The organism is Pseudomonas sp. PICF6, from assembly GCF_009831705.1.
Classification (GTDB): Bacteria; Pseudomonadota; Gammaproteobacteria; order Pseudomonadales; family Pseudomonadaceae; genus Aquipseudomonas; species Aquipseudomonas rhizophila.
The window spans coordinates 77,255-94,935 of record NZ_WUUD01000013.1 but is presented as its reverse complement, the minus strand read 5'-3'; the positions used below and the strand labels follow the sequence as shown (position 1 = coordinate 94,935).

Annotated in this window: 20 protein-coding genes and 2 pseudogenes; 9 read left to right on the top strand and 13 right to left on the bottom strand. The window is 58.1% G+C overall.

Annotation, left to right across the window (positions count from 1 at the left end; translation table 11 throughout):
• Positions 1-279: 279 nt before the first annotated feature.
• The gene (locus GSM73_RS05465) at positions 280-693 is read right to left on the bottom strand and encodes a hypothetical protein (protein ID WP_160891802.1); all 414 of its coding nucleotides are present in this window, start codon (positions 691-693) and stop codon (positions 280-282) included.
• Between the two features lie 214 nt (positions 694-907).
• Here GSM73_RS05465 and GSM73_RS05460 point away from each other — a divergent pair, with 214 nt between their 5' ends.
• A complete protein-coding gene (locus tag GSM73_RS05460) occupies positions 908-1,345 on the top strand; it encodes a GNAT family N-acetyltransferase (RefSeq protein WP_160891800.1) in 438 nt (145 codons plus the stop codon).
• A 105-nt stretch (positions 1,346-1,450) separates the two neighbouring features.
• On the opposite strand, the gene GSM73_RS05455 is transcribed toward GSM73_RS05460, so the two are convergent.
• The gene (locus GSM73_RS05455) at positions 1,451-1,873 is read right to left on the bottom strand and encodes a hypothetical protein (protein WP_218575616.1); all 423 of its coding nucleotides are present in this window, start codon (positions 1,871-1,873) and stop codon (positions 1,451-1,453) included.
• Between the two features lie 179 nt (positions 1,874-2,052).
• On the opposite strand from GSM73_RS05455, the gene GSM73_RS05450 reads away from it, so the two are divergent.
• Complete coding sequence (locus GSM73_RS05450; RefSeq protein WP_139050932.1) at positions 2,053-3,045, top strand: TerC family protein; 993 nt, start codon at positions 2,053-2,055, stop codon at positions 3,043-3,045.
• A 112-nt stretch (positions 3,046-3,157) separates the two neighbouring features.
• Here the strand turns inward: GSM73_RS05450 and GSM73_RS05445 are convergent, their stop codons facing one another.
• Positions 3,158-4,369 carry a hypothetical protein gene (locus GSM73_RS05445; protein ID WP_047228000.1) on the bottom strand — a complete coding sequence of 404 codons (1,212 nt, stop codon included), beginning with the start codon at positions 4,367-4,369 and terminating at the stop codon, positions 3,158-3,160.
• 312 nt (positions 4,370-4,681) lie between these two features.
• Positions 4,682-5,161 (bottom strand): Lrp/AsnC family transcriptional regulator, encoded by a 480-nt coding sequence (locus tag GSM73_RS05440; protein WP_047228001.1) that lies wholly within the window; start codon positions 5,159-5,161, stop codon positions 4,682-4,684.
• A gap of 145 nt (positions 5,162-5,306) precedes the next feature.
• Here GSM73_RS05440 and GSM73_RS05435 point away from each other — a divergent pair, with 145 nt between their 5' ends.
• The 3 genes and pseudogenes from GSM73_RS05435 to GSM73_RS05425 all read left to right on the top strand — a co-directional run bounded on the left by GSM73_RS05435 (position 5,307) and on the right by GSM73_RS05425 (position 6,848).
• On the top strand, positions 5,307-5,936 hold the full coding sequence (locus tag GSM73_RS05435; RefSeq protein WP_047228037.1) for a LysE family translocator: 630 nt from the start codon (positions 5,307-5,309) through the stop codon (positions 5,934-5,936).
• A gap of 283 nt (positions 5,937-6,219) precedes the next feature.
• Positions 6,220-6,436, top strand: a pseudogene (locus tag GSM73_RS05430) (type II toxin-antitoxin system HicA family toxin).
• A gap of 1 nt (position 6,437) precedes the next feature.
• Positions 6,438-6,848 (top strand): type II toxin-antitoxin system HicB family antitoxin, encoded by a 411-nt coding sequence (locus tag GSM73_RS05425; protein ID WP_047228002.1) that lies wholly within the window; start codon positions 6,438-6,440, stop codon positions 6,846-6,848.
• Positions 6,849-6,984: 136 nt separating this feature from the next.
• Here GSM73_RS05425 and GSM73_RS26385 read toward each other — a convergent pair whose 3' ends face one another.
• On the bottom strand, positions 6,985-7,131 hold the full coding sequence (locus GSM73_RS26385) for a hypothetical protein (protein ID WP_171061408.1): 147 nt from the start codon (positions 7,129-7,131) through the stop codon (positions 6,985-6,987).
• A gap of 166 nt (positions 7,132-7,297) precedes the next feature.
• On the opposite strand from GSM73_RS26385, the gene GSM73_RS05420 reads away from it, so the two are divergent.
• Complete coding sequence (locus GSM73_RS05420) at positions 7,298-7,711, top strand: low affinity iron permease family protein (RefSeq protein WP_047228003.1); 414 nt, start codon at positions 7,298-7,300, stop codon at positions 7,709-7,711.
• Between the two features lie 47 nt (positions 7,712-7,758).
• On the opposite strand, the gene GSM73_RS05415 is transcribed toward GSM73_RS05420, so the two are convergent.
• The 5 genes and pseudogenes from GSM73_RS05415 to GSM73_RS05395 form a co-directional block, all read right to left on the bottom strand.
• On the bottom strand, positions 7,759-8,667 hold the full coding sequence (locus GSM73_RS05415; protein ID WP_160891798.1) for an SDR family oxidoreductase: 909 nt from the start codon (positions 8,665-8,667) through the stop codon (positions 7,759-7,761).
• 76 nt (positions 8,668-8,743) lie between these two features.
• Entirely contained in the window at positions 8,744-9,247 is a 504-nt protein-coding gene (locus GSM73_RS05410) for a DUF4142 domain-containing protein (RefSeq protein WP_076385995.1), read from the bottom strand.
• A gap of 289 nt (positions 9,248-9,536) precedes the next feature.
• A complete protein-coding gene (locus GSM73_RS05405) occupies positions 9,537-10,886 on the bottom strand; it encodes a diguanylate cyclase domain-containing protein (protein WP_047228038.1) in 1,350 nt (449 codons plus the stop codon).
• An 85-nt stretch (positions 10,887-10,971) separates the two neighbouring features.
• A pseudogene (locus GSM73_RS05400) lies at positions 10,972-11,091 on the bottom strand (LysE family translocator); the annotation flags it as partial.
• A 13-nt stretch (positions 11,092-11,104) separates the two neighbouring features.
• Positions 11,105-11,521, bottom strand: a complete 417-nt coding sequence (locus GSM73_RS05395) for a VOC family protein (RefSeq protein WP_160891796.1) — start codon at positions 11,519-11,521, stop codon at positions 11,105-11,107.
• Between the two features lie 267 nt (positions 11,522-11,788).
• On the opposite strand from GSM73_RS05395, the gene GSM73_RS05390 reads away from it, so the two are divergent.
• Together GSM73_RS05390 and GSM73_RS05385 are read left to right on the top strand one after the other, a co-directional pair.
• Entirely contained in the window at positions 11,789-13,024 is a 1,236-nt protein-coding gene (locus GSM73_RS05390) for an aminotransferase class I/II-fold pyridoxal phosphate-dependent enzyme (protein ID WP_047228007.1), read from the top strand.
• Positions 13,025-13,036: 12 nt separating this feature from the next.
• Complete coding sequence (locus GSM73_RS05385; protein WP_076386001.1) at positions 13,037-14,200, top strand: MFS transporter; 1,164 nt, start codon at positions 13,037-13,039, stop codon at positions 14,198-14,200.
• Here GSM73_RS05385 and yiaY read toward each other — a convergent pair.
• On the bottom strand, positions 14,197-15,345 hold the full coding sequence (gene yiaY, locus GSM73_RS05380) for an L-threonine dehydrogenase (RefSeq protein WP_047228009.1): 1,149 nt from the start codon (positions 15,343-15,345) through the stop codon (positions 14,197-14,199). The genes GSM73_RS05385 and yiaY overlap by 4 nt on opposite strands.
• A gap of 140 nt (positions 15,346-15,485) precedes the next feature.
• Here yiaY and GSM73_RS05375 point away from each other — a divergent pair, with 140 nt between their 5' ends.
• Positions 15,486-16,505: a DUF4917 family protein gene (locus GSM73_RS05375; protein WP_160891794.1), complete on the top strand. Its 1,020-nt coding sequence runs from the start codon at positions 15,486-15,488 to the stop codon at positions 16,503-16,505.
• A gap of 96 nt (positions 16,506-16,601) precedes the next feature.
• Here the strand turns inward: GSM73_RS05375 and GSM73_RS05370 are convergent, their stop codons facing one another.
• Positions 16,602-16,946: a YegP family protein gene (locus tag GSM73_RS05370; RefSeq protein WP_092454418.1), complete on the bottom strand. Its 345-nt coding sequence runs from the start codon at positions 16,944-16,946 to the stop codon at positions 16,602-16,604.
• 68 nt (positions 16,947-17,014) lie between these two features.
• Entirely contained in the window at positions 17,015-17,596 is a 582-nt protein-coding gene (locus GSM73_RS05365) for a DJ-1/PfpI family protein (RefSeq protein ID WP_047228012.1), read from the bottom strand.
• Between the last annotated feature and the right edge of the window lie 85 nt (positions 17,597-17,681).

The following is a 17,681-nucleotide window of genomic DNA, read 5'->3' as shown; positions in this document are numbered from 1 at the left end:
GTGGCTGATCAGCGTCACAACACCCACCACCAGCCCCGCCAGCAACGCGCCACCCGCCGCAGGTTGCGCGCAGCAGGCACCTCAAAGCGTCGATAGGCTGGTGAGCGGTAGTATGACGGGCGGACGGTTTGCCGATTTCCCTCTGCTATATAGTTTGTCCTACGATGGCTGTCCGGCGCGAAAGGCCGTAATCGGCCATAGCGGACAGTCAGCAACATCAGTGTGATCAGTTCCCGACTTCTACGAGTGCTGCCAGCATGTGGACAGCCAGCTCGTTAGTCAGGACCGATTGCAATCTGGATATCTTCCCCACGTGCACACATACTCCCAGAGCAGCTTTCGCTCTAAGTGCTTGATGTAGGCGGTGGTGTAAGGTTGGCCCATGTCGACAGGACAGGCCGAAACCCAAAGGTGCTCAAGTGGCGTGGTTTCGAGAAGTGTCAACCTAAAAGTATTGCCTCCAGAATGTCCGGGGCGTTCGCTGAACGCTGACGTGTTGAATTGACGCAACCTGTCAGCCAGTGTCTGGCCTGTCGTCTCGCCAATGTAGATGATGAAATCGTTGTTTACCCGGTAGTTGTCAGGTTTCTTTTTACTGCGGGCGATGAAGTACACACCCGGCAGATTCTTTCCTTCGAGTTCTGTCCGCTCAGACCAAGGACGCCAATCACAAAACCCTACCTCGCCCACCATAATCTGGCCCTCCCCGAAAAACTGTCTTTTTTAACATCATCGGCACATCAAAGGGAGATTTGCTTTTCCGCGTAAATGGCCGCTTTTGGCCGTTTTCCGCCTTTCGCCACCGGCAGCAATGGGTCGATATCTGCCGCTTGCGTGCGCACAGTCCGCACATCAAGATCCCTAGCAACTCAGAAGCTTCGTACCCAATCAGGGAGGACTGACCGCAATGGAGATTCAACGAGTTACGCACATGCCGTCACAAATTTCTGCCCTTGAGAAAGAGGCTGTGGCAGAAGGTTTCAGGTTTATCACCCGGCTGACTTCGGAATGGCATTCAGGCACCAATTGCTTCGATGCGCCAGGCGAATGCCTAATGGCAGCGTATCTAGACCGGCAACTGGTGGGCGTTGGAGGTCTGTCTGTTGATCCGTTCACGCATACCCGCACAGGAAGGCTGCGGCGTGTTTATGTGACTCCTGCGTCACGGGGGCAACAGATTGGCAGGCGACTGGTTAGCGCCTTGCTTGCCCACGCCGCTTTGCACTTTGAAAGTGTGCGTCTTTACACCGACACTTCTGAGGGAAGCACTTTTTACCTGCGCTGCGGCTTCACACGAACTCAAGACGCTCATGCGACTCACATCGTGCAGCTAAGAAGCCTCTGACTCTGGCAGCTATCGGCCTTTTGCGGCCTGTTGCAAAAGTGGGCTACCGATCTATAGCTGCATCCTTTCGTTATCAGAACCAGGTCGAAGGCTCACACCGACAAGCTAAAGTTTTTCGTATATCACCTCGAATTCTTCACCCAATTCCTGTTGGATGGATTTCAGTAATTTAGCGGCAGCCTCGTCAAATCTTGCGTAATCGTCTGCACTCCAAGGGCCGGGATCAGGTGGATAATCCCAGTTCAGCGAGGTGTCATGCCACTGTGAAAGCTCGTTAAGCATTGCCTGGACTTCGTTACTGAGTGGTAGCCTCTCTTCAATAGGCCCTACAGAAAATTTATCCCGGGCAATATTGTTTCCACACCAAAGGCAACCGCCGCCCCATTCGAACATTAAGCGAACACGATAGCGTTCTGCCCCCATCATTGGGCTCCATTTTTTTGTGGGTACATGGTGCGCACAATAGGCTGGCAAAGATATCCACGCTAGGCCAGCAACTGGACGCAGGGTTTCTTCAATTTCCGTCAATCGACATTCCGACTTCTGCAACGCCCTCCCACACTGAAATACCTTGCAACCCTTGCCTGATTGAGAAATCCCACGCGCTTTTCTAAATTTTTTCCCACAACGCCGGGCCCCTCTGACAGCGAATCGCTGCCATGTCGGAGTTGCAGTTTGTACAACTTCGACACTGAGAGGAGGGGCTTATGACTGCCCTGGAACCGTTCTTTTTTGCCGAGTTTCTCGGCACCGCCACTTGGTTGTGGCTCGTTTTTATCAGCATCGTTATCAGCCTGTTGGTCTTCGACCTCGGGGTGCTACACCGCGAGCATCGAGAAATCGGCGTGCGTGAAAGCCTGCTGCTGTCTGCTGGCTATATCACGGCCAGCTTGCTGTTTGGGCTCTGGGTCTGGCAGGTCAAGGGCGGTGATGCCGGGATGGATTTCTACACAGGCTTTCTGATCGAGAAATCGTTGTCGATGGACAACGTATTTCTTATGGCGATGATCTTCAGCTTTCTCTCAATCCCGCGTAAGTATCAGCACGAGGTGCTGTTCTGGGGCATTCTCGGTGTGATAGTGCTGCGCGCGATCATGATTGGCCTAGGTGCGGCGCTGATCGCCGAGTTCAGCTGGATTCTCTATGTGTTCGGCATCTTCCTGCTGTTGACCGGGGCCAAGATGCTGTTCAGCAAGATCGATGACCATCCGGACCTTAGTGAAAACCTGCTGGTGAAGTTCCTGCGCAAGCACATGCGGGTGACTGATCGCTTGCATGAAGGGCGCTTCTTCGTCCGCCAGGCGGATGCCAGTGGGAAGTCCGTGCTCTGGGCGACGCCGTTGTTCCTGGCCCTGGTGCTGATTGAATGTGCCGACTTGGTGTTCGCTGTGGACAGCGTGCCGGCGATCTTTGCCATTACCCAGGATCCCTTCATCGTCTACACCTCTAACATCTTCGCCATCCTTGGCCTGCGTGCGTTGTATTTCGCTCTGGCGGCGATGATTCACCGCTTCGCCTATCTCAAGTACGCCCTGGCGCTTGTGCTGGTGTTTATCGGCGGCAAGATCTTCCTGGTCGGCATCATCGGCAAGATTGCGCCGGTGATTTCCCTGAGCGTGACCCTGGCTTTGCTGCTGGGCGGTGTGCTGCTATCGCTTTGGAAAACCCGCGACCAGGCCTCTGCTCGCTCGCAGGTTTAGATCCAAACAGGCGGCGGCCGCTACACGAAAACAATATTTTCGCCTGCCATCGGGGGCCATAGGCCGATGTCGTTGAATGGGTGAGGGGCAGCCGAAAGTGAGCCGCCCCTCGTCACTTAAACGCGATGTACTGTTGTGTAGGCGCGTTGGTGAATAGTCCGCCCCCCTTCGATGCGTTCTCGAATGCAGACGCGAATTGGTAGAGTCCGATATCGTTCATCTGCACCACCTTGCTTTCATTCGCCGATCCGTGGAGCGAGTGAAAGACAATGCCTCGAACGGGAATCCCCCCTGGGTTGATTAATGCGTTGAGGATTTTTACAGGTAAATCCGTCTTCGTTTCAGGCCCTATGTACGATGCGTTTTTGCTTGCCATATTGATAAGGCACCAGAACAACCATTTGGGTGACATTTGCTGGCCGGTGCTGGGATGACCCAGTGTCGCGTTGACGCTTCCTTTCGCTTCAACAATCAGGTACTCAATTACGTTGCCTGTGCGCATATCCCGTTTGACCCAAATCTGGTCTATTCCATTGGGGCGCATCCCGTTTGCGGACTTCCCCATTTTCATCTGGTAGTCCGTGCCATACGCGGTGATCAGGAGTTTGCTTGCTGCATATTCCCCGCGGGCCGACGTTATAGACTGCGGGGTCTTCAGATCTCCACGAAGGTTCGTGTAGTGGGTGCTCAAGCGATTTCCAGATTTGACATCGTTTCTTTTGAACCGGTCCCAGCCGAGGCTGTGATCCTCCCCCCGAAGCCAGGTGTTCACCGCTTCCCTGGTCGTGGCGTCGAGCCTGGAAACGGCGTCGTAGTGATCCCACGCTTCTTTTGCCTGCCGACGCACGATCCCTTGCTGCCGTATATCCTCGAATGCCAGCAACATCTGCGCACGATGCGTCCGAATCCACTGCACATGCTGATTAGTTGAGTCGAACAGCGGATGACTATGGGCGCTACCTTGGGTATGACGCGCATCCCGCCTCAGTGCCTGTGAGATTTCAAGTTGGCCCTGCATGTCGAGTAGAACGAGTTGGTCGGCGCTGGAATTGCTCGGAAGGACGGTGTGACGGTTCACAATCTGGCTGATCAGGCTACTCTCGGGTGGATCCAGCAACTTTCGTATGCCTATCGTTCCGAGGGCTGTGTAAGGGTATTGCTGGCTCGATAAAAGCGTCAGGTTATTCGTGGTCAGATCCAGCGTAGGTTGGTCGCCCAGATAAAGATCTACTTTCAGACCGCCAGGCCGCCCCGCTTCCAGGTTGTTCAAGATGCGTTGATTCAACTGGTCGTTGGTGTCGGTATAACTTGTCAGCTGGTTCATATCAGGCGCCGTCCGTTGACAAGGGTAAAGGCCGGATACAGAGCCGCAGTGAACGGTCGTTTACGGTCACTATCACTACGCGGGGCTTGATAGCAGCATAGAACACTGTGTCTGGAGTGTGAGTCTGAATTCAAAACCGGTGTAACGGGCGCTCAGGGGCATTCAGGGGGAATACGCGGATGCCTGCAAGAAGCCGCCTGCGCAAGCGGCATGACGCGAAATGGGCCGGCCGCACATCGCCAACATGCGCAGGGTGCTGGACCCTATTGTTTGCACGGTTCCGGTCAGTGCTGGCGGGCGAACCCGAAAATATCAACCGCCCCCCGGCAAATGCCCCAACGGCAACGCCCCCGGCGTCTTCACCGTATGAATCGCAAAATTACTCCGGATGTCACTCACCCCCGGCAACTTCAGCAGGCGGCCAGTGAGAAAACGGTCGTAGGCGCGCAAGTCCGGCACCACCACTTGCAACAGAAAGTCCGATTCGCCTGAGACCAGAAACGCTGAAATCACCTCCGGCAACGCCGTGACCGCTTGGCGAAAGGCTTCGGCCTGTTCGTCGTTGTGCCGTTCAACCTTGACGCCGACAAAGATCGTCAACCCAAGTCCTACTTCATCACGGTCGAGGATGGCTTGGTAACCGCGAATGACGCCGGCTTCTTCCAGCATCCGCACGCGGCGCAGGCATGGCGACGCGGACAGGCCGATTTCCTCCGCCAGTTGCACGTTGCTCAAGCGGCCGTCGCGTTGCAGCGCGGCGAGGATTTTGCGATCGAAGGCGTCCAGTTTCATGGATTGGTAGTTTCCGATTGAACTTCACGATTACTTAGCAGGTTATGCCAATTTCATAAGCTTTAGAAGCTGACTTCGCAACCACCTGCCCTGCCCCTCAGCCATAGACTGGCATTACCGAAATCGTCGATGCAGGGGGTGTGGTGTGGCAGAGCTCTGGTTGTTTTTGATGGCGTTAGTGGTGGTGTATCTATTGCCCGGGCCGGACATGATCCTGCTGCTACAAACCGGCGCTCGTCAGGGTAAGGGCGCGGCGCTGGCGACAGCAGTGGGCCTGGGGATCGCTCGGGGGTGTCATGTCGCGCTGGCAGCGTTGGGGCTTTCGGCGTTGTTCAAGACCGCGCCCTGGACCTTTGACGTGGTGCGCCTGGCCGGTGCCGCTTATTTGTTATGGATTGGTTTTCAATGCCTGCGGACTTCGCTGTTGCCAAGCTTTGAAGGGGCCGGCGTTGAGGCAGGAAGACGGCAGTGGCACCCGGCGATTCGACGCGGGTTGTTGACCAACCTGCTCAATCCCAAGGCGCTGCTGTTTTGCTCGGTGCTTTTGCCACAGTTCATCGACCCACAGGGCGGGCCAGTGCTTGGGCAATTTGCAACCCTCGGCGTGGTGTTGGTCAGCGTCGGCTTATTGTTTGATAGCGCCTATGCGCTGGTGGGCGTGGCGCTCGGTCGCTGGCTCCAGCGTTCTCCTTCGGCCCAGCGCCTGCAGCAGTGGCTATTTGGGAGTCTTTTGATTGGGTTTGCGGTGCGACTGAGCTTTGTGCAGCAGTCGTAGTGCTTTTGGACAGGCTGATTGGAGGAGAACGAAGCAATCGGAGTCGAAAATCCGGGGCTGCTTCACACCCAGCGGGAGTAAGCACTCTCGCCATGGTCGCACTTCGTTGTCCTTCACATTCTGAAATAACACCAACTCGCCTCCCCGCCGCCCTTCTCCACGCGACTTCTAGACTGGGTTGCAATGACTGCGCTGGCTTACCGACCAACTTTTGGTAGTTATAGTGTTGATCATCAAAACCAAGTAGGTATAGTAACCACCAAGCACACCACACGGAGGTGATGTGAATAGCCGATTTTTGATAAGCCAAATTGTTGCGGACGGTTGGTATCTGGTGCGGGTTCGGGGCAGTCATCATCACTTCAAACACCCGACCAAACCGGGGGCTGGTCACGGTCCCTCATCCGAAGAAGGACCTGCTCAAAAAAACCGCCATCAGCATTTTGCAACAGGCCCTGCTACAAACGGCCAGTTGCCCTGCCCTCCCGGAGAACGATTGACATGCTTTACCCGATTGCAATTTCCATGGGCGATGAGAAGCACGCCTGGGGTGTAGAAGTACCGGATATTCCGGGTTGTTTTTCTGCTGGCGATGACCTGGACGATGCCATGGCGATGGCCCGCGAGGCGATTGAAGGGCACTTCGAGATTCTGGCTGAGGACGGCTCGCCGATTCCATCGGCCAATACAGTCACCTTGCATGCGGCCAATGCGAAATACGCAGGTTGCACCTGGGCGCTGGTGGATATTGATGTGACCAAATATCTGGGCAAGGCGCAGAAGCTCAACATCACCTTGCCTGGCTATCTGCTGAACCGTATTGACGAATACGTGCTGCACCATCCTGAAGAAAAAAGCCGTTCCGGGTTTCTGGCCTCGGCGGCGCTGAAGGTGTTGCAGCAAGGACGTTGAAAACCAACCTGCCCCAGACCCTAACCCCTTGTGGGAGCGAGCCTGCTCGCGATGGCGCCATGTCAGCCAAGAACAATCCTGCTGATCTGCCCATCGCGAGCAGGCTCGCTCCCACATTTTTTTTGCAATAAGCCGGTTATTTTTTCTCCGAACCGGACTCCTGCATCTGCACCGACGACTTGGTGCCATCGGTGTTGTCCTTGGTCTCGTTGTCAGAGTTGTCGAAGCAGCCCTGCAGGGCGAACAGGCAACAGGTGAGGAAAAAGGTGCGCGTGAGATTCATGGTGTACTCCGATTGAGGGCTTTAAGCAGTGACCTCTGAATACGGTGAATGGTTGCGATGACCTTGCAGCTCGCTGAACTTCAGGCTGCGCGGCAAATGTAAGTAGAATTTTCATCGCTTCATTGCTGTCACACCAGACAGGTAAGTCCCAGAAGGAAACGCAGCAATGAACTTCGCAAAAATCGCACAAAAACTGGCCCTGTGGGCAGGCAGTCCCAAGACGTTTTTGGGGGCGCTGGTGTTGTTGGTGCTCTGGGCAGTCAGCGGGCCGTTTTTCCAGTTCAACGATACCTGGCAACTGATCATCAACACCTCGACCACGATCATCACATTCCTGATGGTGTTCCTGATTCAGAACACACAGAACCGCGATACCGACATCTTGCATCTGAAGGTCGACGAATTGATCAGGGCGAACAAAAATGCACACGATGCAATGCTCGGGCTGGAGTCGCTGGACCTCAAGCAGTTGGAGGCGATGAGAAGGCACTACCAGGCCATGGGTGAGAAGGAGGCCAAGAACCTCGGTGCCGAGCAAGGCCTGGAGCCAAAAAACAAGATCGATCTGAATCAGTGCTGAGACTGGCGCGCGAGCAGCCTTCGCCACTCGCGCGGCCAAGCGTGAAGTCAGGGCAGCGGATTACCGCCCGTCACGCCAAACACTTCCCCGGTGATGTAGCTCGACTCCTGTGACGCCAGCAGCACATAGAGCGGTGCACACTCGGCCGGTTGGCCTGGGCGCTTCATCGGAACTTGAGAACCAAAGGTGGGGATTTTCTCCTGGGGTTGTCCGCCGCTGGGTTGCAGCACGGTCCAGATCGGCCCCGGCGCCACGGCATTGACCCGTATGCCCTTGCTGATCACCTGCCCCGCCAGCGCCTTGGTGAATGCGACGATGGCCGCTTTGGTGGTGGCGTAGTCCAGTAGGGTGGCAGACGGATCATAGGATTGGATCGACGCGGTATTGATAACCGTCGCCCCCGCCGGCATCAACGGCACCGCGGCCTTGCAGATCCAGAACATCGCATAGATGTTGGTTTTCATGGTGTCATCGAATTGCGCGGTGGTGATATCGGCAATGTCTTTCTGTGCTTCCTGTTTACCCGCAACATTCACCAGGATATCCAGGCCACCCAGTTGCTCATGGGCGCTTTTCACCAGTTGGACGCAGAATTGCTCATCCTTCAGATCGCCCGGGATTGCAATCGCCTTGCGACCCTCGGCCTCGATCAGCTCGATGACTTGCCGTGCATCCCGCTCTTCGCTGGGCAGATAGTTGATCGCTACATCAGCGCCTTCCCGGGCGTAGGCAATGGCGGCGGCGCGACCGATGCCCGAGTCGCCACCGGTCACCAAGGCCTTACGCCCTTCGAGGCGCCCGAAACCCTGGTAACTTTTTTCACCGTGATCGGGCTTGGGCACCATGTCCTGATCGATACCCGGTGCCGACTGCGGCTGGTCGGGGAAAGGGGGACGGGGATACTGGGTCAACGGGTTCTGCATCGCGTATTGGTTGGGTTCTCGGCGGGTGGACATCGAGCTTCTCCTTTTCGGCGGGCAAGGTGAGCCGGGACGCAAGCGCCCTGGCCCTGAATGTTAAACGTGCGGCGAATCAGCGACTGGCCTGGAGCGCCCGGGCCATTTCGAGGTGGGTCTGCAACTTAGGCAGGGTTTCGTCGGCGAACGCCTTGATTTCCGGCACTTCCGTGGTCTTGGCCTGTTCCTGGATCTGCGCAATGGCTTCCTCGGTAGCCTTGACCTGGCTGGCGGCATAGGCAGCCTCGAACGACTCGCCTTCCGGCACTTGCGGCATTAGCGTCTTGGCCTTGTCTGCCACTTCTTCCCGTGGCGCGACAGGCAGGTCGAGTTTCTTCGCAATCTTGGCCAGATGCTGGTTGGCGGTGGTGCGGTCGTTGATCACCATGATGGTGTAATCCTTGACTTCCCTGGACTCGGCCTTGCCGTGGGCCATGCGGCTGGCCTCGATGTCGGCCATGCCTTTGGCCGAAGCATCGTTGATAAACTCGGCAGGCGATTGTGCCCAGGCACTATTAACCCCCAGGCCCACCAGCACGACGAGACTGGTGCTGCGTAAAAAGGTGGCCATCCGGCTCATGGTCACGCCCTCCTCTAAAAAGTTGCGGCAGATTTCTCGCCGCTGAATCAGAACCACCTGTAACGATGTGGACAAACGTCTGTTCCGAATACGGCCGATACCGGCTTCAACGGGTAACTCTCGACGACGATGAAGTGGGTGGTTCTCCCACATGTGCGACCCGATCCAGACGCCTTCGTTCGATCCAGGGCAATGTTTCCGGCGAGCGGGCCCCACCTGATATTCGAAAGGGCCGCGAACTGAAAGGTTTGAAAAATCGTTGGGCGCCACGACGAACGGTGGCCCGTGGTCAAATATCGAACGCCTTGTGATTCTGGCGTTTAGCGGCGTACATCGCCTCATCGGCGTGGCGGAACAGTGCGACATCTTCCAGGCCATGCTCGGGGAAACAAGCCACCCCGATGCTCGGCTCGATGCTCAGGCAATGCCCGTCCAGGCGCAGCGGCTGGGTCAGTGCATGACGGATCTTTTCCTGCACATGGTGGGCATCTTCCAAGGCCTGGACACTATGGAGCAGGACAACGAACTCATCGCCGCCAATGCGCGCCACCGTATCGGTGTCGCGCACACAGCCCTGGAGCCGGCTGGCCACCGCCTGCAACAACATGTCGCCCACCGCGTGGCCGTAGGTATCGTTGATCTGCTTGAAGCGATCCAGGTCGATATACAGCAGCGCCATGCGCCCAGACGCCGTCCGGGCGGTGGCCAGTGCGGCCTTGAAGCGTTCGCGCAGCAATTCGCGGTTTGGCACCTGGGTCAACTGATCGTACTGAGCCATGCGCTGCAACCGGGCGTGCAATTGCTGGCGCTCGATGGCGATGGTGAGCTGCGCACAGACGTATTGCAGCAACTCCTTGTCTTGCTCGGTGTAGCGCTGGTTGTCTTGCGTGCTCTTGACGATCAACGCACCGATCGTGCCGTTTTGCGAGATCAGCGGTACACCCAGCCAGCAGGGAGCGTTCGGTTGCGCCACAAGGTCGCAGAACCCCGATGGCAACTGACTGCAACCGGGGGTCAGCAGGATTGGCTGGCCGCTGCGAATCACTTCGGCGCACAGGCGCTTGGTGACCGAGCCCGGCCCATCGGGCTGTCGTTCCAGGTCATCGACGTGATAGGCAAAGTTCAACTGCTCGCACTGCTCGTCATACAGCGCCACCGAAAAATTCAGCGCCGGCAGCCACTCGCCAATGATCAGGTGGATGCGCTTGAACAACGCCAGCAGGTCCGCAGCCGCATGGGCGGCCTCGGAAATCGCATACAACGCCGCCTGCCGAGACTCGGCCTGCTTGCGTTCGGTGATATCCCGGGCCACGGCGATCCGCAACTGGTCCGCCGGCGACCAGCGCGCCGACCACAGGATATGCACCACCCGACCGTCCTTGTGCAGGTAGCGGTTCTCGAAATTGAGCTTGGGTTCGCCGTCCATGATCTCCCGCGCCGCATCAAGAGTCCGCTGGCGGTCGGCAGGATGCACCAGGTCGATCATCGGCTGGCCGATCAGCTCCTGCGGGGTGTAACCGAAAATGCGTTCACAAGCGGCGCTGACAAACACGAAACGCCCCTGGCCGTCGACGGCACACACGGCGTCCAGCAAAAGATCCATGTAACTGGCCAGCGGCGCACGATTGCGAGTGTCCATGGGGCTGGTGGTCTTCCGATAATGCATCGTTGAAAAAAGCCTTGCCTGCGCAGCCGGCACGTCAGCCCTGCGCCTTGCTGGCCAACAACCGATTCGCGCCAACAATACCCATGAGGATAGCGTAGGCCAACGGGCCGCCCAAAAAACTGATTGTTATCAGCAATGGCAATATCGACCCATGCAGCAGCTCGGCACGGCTGCACAGGCGAGGCGAAGAATCAGGGAGCCGTAAAAAACTCCATGGCGGCGTAAGGCGCCTGTCGACAGGCCTGCAGTCGGGACGTCAGATCTCCCACATGGATTTCGAGTTTGTGCCCGTCCGGGTCGAGAAAGTAAAACGAGTCACCTTCGCTGCGGTTGTCGCGCCACGTCACCACCTGAGCCGCATTGAGCCGCGCCACCAGCACCGGGAAGTCCTCGGCACGGATACTGAATGCGTAATGGGTGTAGTCCGCCGCAGCCTCCTTTTTGCGCAACGGGTCAACAGACAGGCACAGCCATAGTCCGGGCAGCGACAAATAGGCCCCTTTGTCCCACCTGGCCTCAAGGCGAAGCTGCAATAGCTCGCTATAAAAAACCAAACTTGGGTTCAGCTCGGTGACGGCAAGTGTCAGATGATTGAAGCCTGAGAGCATCGACAAGCAACCTTTGGAAAAGAAACGGATGGGTCAAGTGCAGCAGGCTCAAGGGTGAAAGCATCGCTTTGCCCAGCTCCGACAGCGTAAATGGATTCCCCGCCCAGCCCCTTAGGCAAGATCCTACACAGAAGTCTCCGGTAACACTCAAACACGCCGGAAACGGCCGATTCAAAGCCCTGCATAACGATCTGTAAAGTCTGGAAACACACAGATATCGAAACCACCCACGGACAGCACCACTCAACCAAGGAATGTAACCGCACCATGAACCAGACTGCACAGCCAACCCATCGCTACACCAACTACCGTAAGGTCATTTCCCTGGCGGACCAGGACTGGCAGAGCGCCGAAGTCGGAAAAATCTCAGGGCTGAATGTCGAGGTCAAGACACCCAATGTCCTGGTCGACCAGTACGGCCGAACCTTTCACCACTTCTGTACCACGTCCTATCTGGGCCTGGATCACCATCCGGCGTTGCTGGACGGGGCCATGACGGCCCTGTGGGAAACCGGGACCTTGCGCGTCGCCAACTCGAAAAACCGCTGCAAACTGGCGATCCTGGACCGATACGAAACCCAATTGTCGGAGTTGTTTGGCGCCAGTTGTCTCAGCGCCCTGTCATGCAGCGCAGCGAGCGCCGGGATCCTGCCGTTGCTGGCCAGCGGCGTGCTCACCGACAATCGGCCGCCGGTCATGGTGTTTGACAAACATGCCCATTACTCGATGAACCACGTCAAGGCTGCCTGCGCCGATGAAACCCAAGTCATCACCGGGCCCCACAACGACATGGACTTTCTCGAGGACGTGTGCAAACGACAGCGCAACGTGGCGTATGTGGCCGATGGGGCCTACAGCATGGGCGGGGTGACGGATATGGACAGCCTGCTGTACCTCAAACAGCGCTATGGCCTGTTTCTCTATCTGGATGACTCCCACGCGCTGTCCGCCGTAGGGCAATGCGGAGCGGGCCTGGTCCGGTCACGCTTGCACGCCGTGGACGAGCGCACGCTGATTGTCGCCTCGCTGGCCAAATCATTCGGGGCCAGTGGCGGCCTGGCGATGTTTGGCAGTGAACGGCAAAAAACACTGGTGCAGCGCTACGGCGGGCCGAGCAATTGGTCCCAGAGCCTGAACGCGGCGGCCATTGGCGCCGGCATTGCCTCGATCCGCCTGCATCGCAGTCGAGAATTCAGCGCCTTGCAGGAGCGTTTGCAGGCTAATATCCGCCTCTTCGACAGCCTCATCCGCACCGAGCAGCTCGGCAATGCCATGGCGATCCGCCTGGTGACATGCGGTGAAGCAACCCTGGCCAACAGCCTGGCGGTCGAACTGGCCGACCTGGGGTATTTCACTTCAGCGGTCTTTTTCCCCGTAGTGCCGCAAAACAAGGCCGCAATCCGCATCACCCTGCGCGCCGACATGGAGACGAACGTGATTCGCTCGTTCTGCGAACGGATCACCGATCTGCTGCTGGCACACGGGCGTGACATCCGTCCTTGAACGAGCGCCTTGATGAAGAACCGTACGACCCTGATCATCACCTGCACCACTGTCTTCCTGGCACAACTGGGCATGAGCATCTACTTGCCGGCCCTGCCCGACATTGCCCGGGATCTGGGGGCCGATGCGTCCCGGGTTTCCTGGGGCTTGTCGGTTTACCTGATCGGCATGGCGCTGCCAATGTTGCTGTGGGGCAGCGTGAGCCAGCGTCTGGGACGCAAACCGGTGTTGCTGGCGGCATTGGGGTTGTACGGCCTGAGTAACCTGGCCTTACCGCTGGGTACGACAGTCGAGGCGTTCCTGACGCTCAGGTTGATTCAGGGCATCGGCGCCAGTGGTATCTCGGTGATGGCCAGGGTATTGATCCGTGACAGTTTCAGCGGCGATCTGCTGGCAAAGGCCCTGTCATGGATCTCGATAGCCTTCGTGATTGCCCTTGGCATTGGCCAGTATCTGGGCTCCTTGATCCAGGTTGCCTTCGGCTGGGAAGCGATCTTCTACGGCTTGGGTGCGGTCAGTCTGGCCATGGCGGTGGCAGTGTCCCGGGTCGGTTTCCCAGTGCTGACAGAAAGCAGCCACGGGCAATCAGCGTGGCGGGTGTACGGCAGGATTCTCCGATACCGAGGTTTTTTACTGCCGGCATTGGCCGGTGGCCTGGGTTACGGCGTGATCGTCGCGTTCAACACCGCCGCGCCACTGATCCTGCAGGAAAGCTTTCATTGGTCAGCGATTGAGTACGGCCTGCTGGGCTGGCCGATCAGTGCGGCGTACCTGTTCGGCGCGCTGGCGGTAAACGCCTTTGTGCTGCGCACCGGTCAGCGACGGCTGATGAGCTGGGGCATTGCGCTGGTGCTGGGTGGCAGCGCAACCATGCTGCTGGGGAGCGTCGCGCTGAGCAGTGTTGCGCTGCTGTTCTGGTTGCCGTACTGCTTCGCGGTGTTCGGCCAATCGTTGAATTACCCCATCAGCCTGTCCCTGGCCAACGAGGGTTCACCGGTGGCCGGTGCTTATGCCATGGCGTTAAGCGGTTTCCTGCATCAACTGATGGCATCGGCGATCGGCGCCATGGCCAGCCTGTTGTTGAGTCAACAGGCCTGGCCGCTAGCGGCATTGTGCACGCTGCTGGCAGTGGCAGCGATGCTGTGCGTGCGGTTCATGCCGCCACGGGTCGCCTAAAAGGCGCTGCGGAAAATCTCCTCGATCTGCCGTTGATCCCCTGCCCGTGGATTGGTCAGGCCACAAGCATCTTTCAATGCGTTGGTGGCCAGTACCGGCACGTCGTTGAGACGTACGCCCAACTCACGCAGGCCGGCCGGAATATCCACATCCCGGGCCAGGCTGCGGATCGCCTCAATGGCCACCCGCGCGCCCTCCTCCGGGCTGAGTCCGCGCGTATCGGCGCCCATGGCATGGGCCACGTCGGTCAGCCGAGCGGCACATACCGAGGCGTTGAAACTCTGCACATGGGGCAACAGCACGGCATTACACACGCCGTGGGGCAAGTCATAAAAACCGCCCAGTTGATGGGCCATCGCATGCACAAAACCCAGCGAAGCATTATTGAACGCCATCCCCGCGAGAAACTGCGCGTAGGCCATGTTCTCCCGCGCCGTCAGATCGTTGCCGTCGCGCACGGCCTGACGCAGATTGTTGCTGATCAACGTGACCGCTTTCAGCGCGCAGGCATCGGTGATCGGATTGGCGGCAGTGGATACGTAAGCTTCGATAGCATGGGTCAACGCATCCATGCCGGTGGCGGCCGTCAGCCCCTTGGGCATCGCCACCATCAACGCCGGATCGTTCACCGACATGAGCGGCGTCACGTTGCGGTCGACAATCGCCATTTTTACGTGGCGGGTCTCGTCGGTGATGATGCAAAAACGGGTCATCTCGCTGGCAGTACCTGCCGTGGTGTTGATGGCGATCAGCGGCAACTGCGGTTTACTCGAGCGATCAACGCCCTCGTAGTCACGAATTTCCCCGCCGTTGGTGGCACACAAGGCGATGCCCTTGGCGCAATCGTGGGGCGAGCCACCACCCAGCGACACCACGAAATCGCATTGGCTCTCCTTCAGCAACCCCAGCCCGCGCTCGACATTGGCGATGCTGGGATTGGGCTTGGCACCGTCGAAAATCACCGAGTCGATGTCCTGTTGCGCCAGCAGGTCGGCCACCTTGCTGGCGACGCCGGCCTTGGCCAACCCTGTGTCAGTGACGATCAGGGCCTTGCGAAAGCCGTAGTTACGGATGGCGGTCATGGCCTCGTCGAGGCAACCCAGCCCCATGACGTTCACGGCGGGAATGAAAAAGGTGCTGCTCATGGGAGATGCTCCTGGAAGAGGCCGGGATTGGCAGGGCTACCAGAATGACCGACTGGTCACAGCGCATCTTGATCTGGCTCAAGACTGGGTCGTGATAAAGTCGCGCCCTGCCTTAACCACGTTTTGAGATAACTTTCGCAATGACCGACTTCCAGCAATACGACGCCCAGCTCGAAGACTGGGATGCCTTGCGCGCCAGCACCGCTTTCAGCGGCTTGCTGCTGGGTAACGGCGCCAGCCGCGCCGTTTGGGACGATTTCGGCTACGACTCGCTGTTCGAAAACGCTCGCACAGTCGAAGAAAAACCCTTGAGCCCGTCGGAAATGAGTGTGTTCGACGCGATGCAGACACGCAGTTTCGAACAGGTACTCGGTGCGCTGAAAACCACCAGCCGGGTCAACAAGGCCCTGGCCGTCAGTTCCGCTGCACCGCGCAACCGCTACTACGCAATCAAGGAAGCACTGATCAACACCGTGCACGCGGTGCATATCCCGTGGCGACTGGTCGCACCCTCGACCCTGGCGACGCTCAATCAGGAGCTGGGCCGCTATCGCACGGTGTTCACCACCAACTACGATCTGCTCAACTACTGGGCGATCCAGCATGCGCCCGAGACTGTCACCGACCTGTTCCTGGGCAACGATCACAGCTTTGATCTGAGCCAGGCAGACACGGACAAACCACGTCTGCTGTACCTGCACGGTGGCCTGCATCTGGTACGCAACCAGGACGGCACGGCACGCAAGCTGACCGCCACCGAAGGCACGCTGCTGGGCAGTTTCGCCATCAACAATACGATCAAGACTCTTGACGACGTGCCGCTGTTCGTCAATGAAGGCCCGAGCCAGGACAAGCTCAAGACCATTCGCAGCTCTGATTACCTATCGTTCTGCTACGACCAGTTGCTGCACCACGGCGACAACCTGTGCCTGTTCGGCCATGCCTTGGGCGAACAGGACAGTCACATCGTCCATGCCCTGCGCCAGGCCGCGCCGAAAACTGTGGCGATCTCGATCTACCCCCGCAGCCAGGCGTTCATTCAGCACCAGAAGCGCCATTACGCCAAGGTGTTCCAGGGGTTGGCGGTTGAACTGCGGTTCTTCGATGCCAAGACGCATCCGCTGGGCAACCCGAAGCTGTCGGTGCCGGTGGAGGTTTAGAGCAAGGGCAGGCACGGCCCCGTAGCTTGTGGGGAAGGGATTTATCGGTGGGAGCAAAGCTTGCTCCCACATTGGCCCTCGGCTTTTGGCGTCCTGTCAAAACGCCGCCAGCGTCTTGTCCTTGATCACCGTCGTCGGTCCGTTGGCCATGACGCTGGCAATGCCCTTGTCCCGCGCGGCGTCAGAGGAATAGCTTTCGCTGCTGCCGATCACTTCGTGATTGCCAGCCTTGAGGTTGAAGTAAGGATGGCCGTCCTTGGTGCTCTTGAGTTCATAACGTTCAGCCAGTGGGCTGTTCTTCTGCACCGAAGCGATGCCACCGTCGGCACCGCTGCGGGTCGTGTACAGCTCGCTGGTCAAAATCGTTTCGGCGTTCGCCGCCTTGAGCACAAACTTAAACTGGCCGTTGCTGCTTTTGCTGACTTCGTACCATCCGGACATGTTCTTTCTCCTGGGCGGTTGAGGCATCCCCAAGAGTAAAGACCCGCTGCGCTTGTTCTGCCAGTGCCTTACAAGGTGATGGCCGTGCCCAGCAGCGTCAGGAACCCCGCCAGCCAGTTCGGATGTGCCGGCCAGGCGGGCGCGGTCGCCAGATTGCCTTGAACGTGGCCTTCGGTGACCGCGCACTCGATAAAGGTCCCTCCCGCCAGACGCACCTCCGGCGCACAGGCCGGATAGGCACTGCATTCACGCCCTTCCAGGATACCCGCCGCTGCCAGCAATTGCGCACCGTGGCATACCGCTGCAATCGGCTTGCCCGCCTGGTCAAATTCACGCACCAGTTGCAGGACTTTCTCATTCAGGCGCAGATATTCCGGCGCACGTCCGCCCGGCACCAGCAACGCATCGTAATCAGCGGCCTCGACACCGACGAAATCATGATTCAGTGCGAACAGATGCCCCGGTTTTTCGCTGTAGGTCTGGTCGCCCTCGAAGTCGTGGATCGCCGTGCGCACGGTCTGCCCGGCGCTTTTGTCCGGGCACACGGCATGAACGGTGTGGCCGATCATCTGCAAGGCCTGGAATGGCACCATGACTTCATAGTCTTCGACGTAATCGCCGACCAGCATGAGGATTTTCTTTGCGGCCATGGGGTGGACTCCTTGAAAAATGCGTAGGGGGTGAACGCATTAAAGGTAGACCGGTACGTCGGTAGATGAGGGATAAGCGGCGATT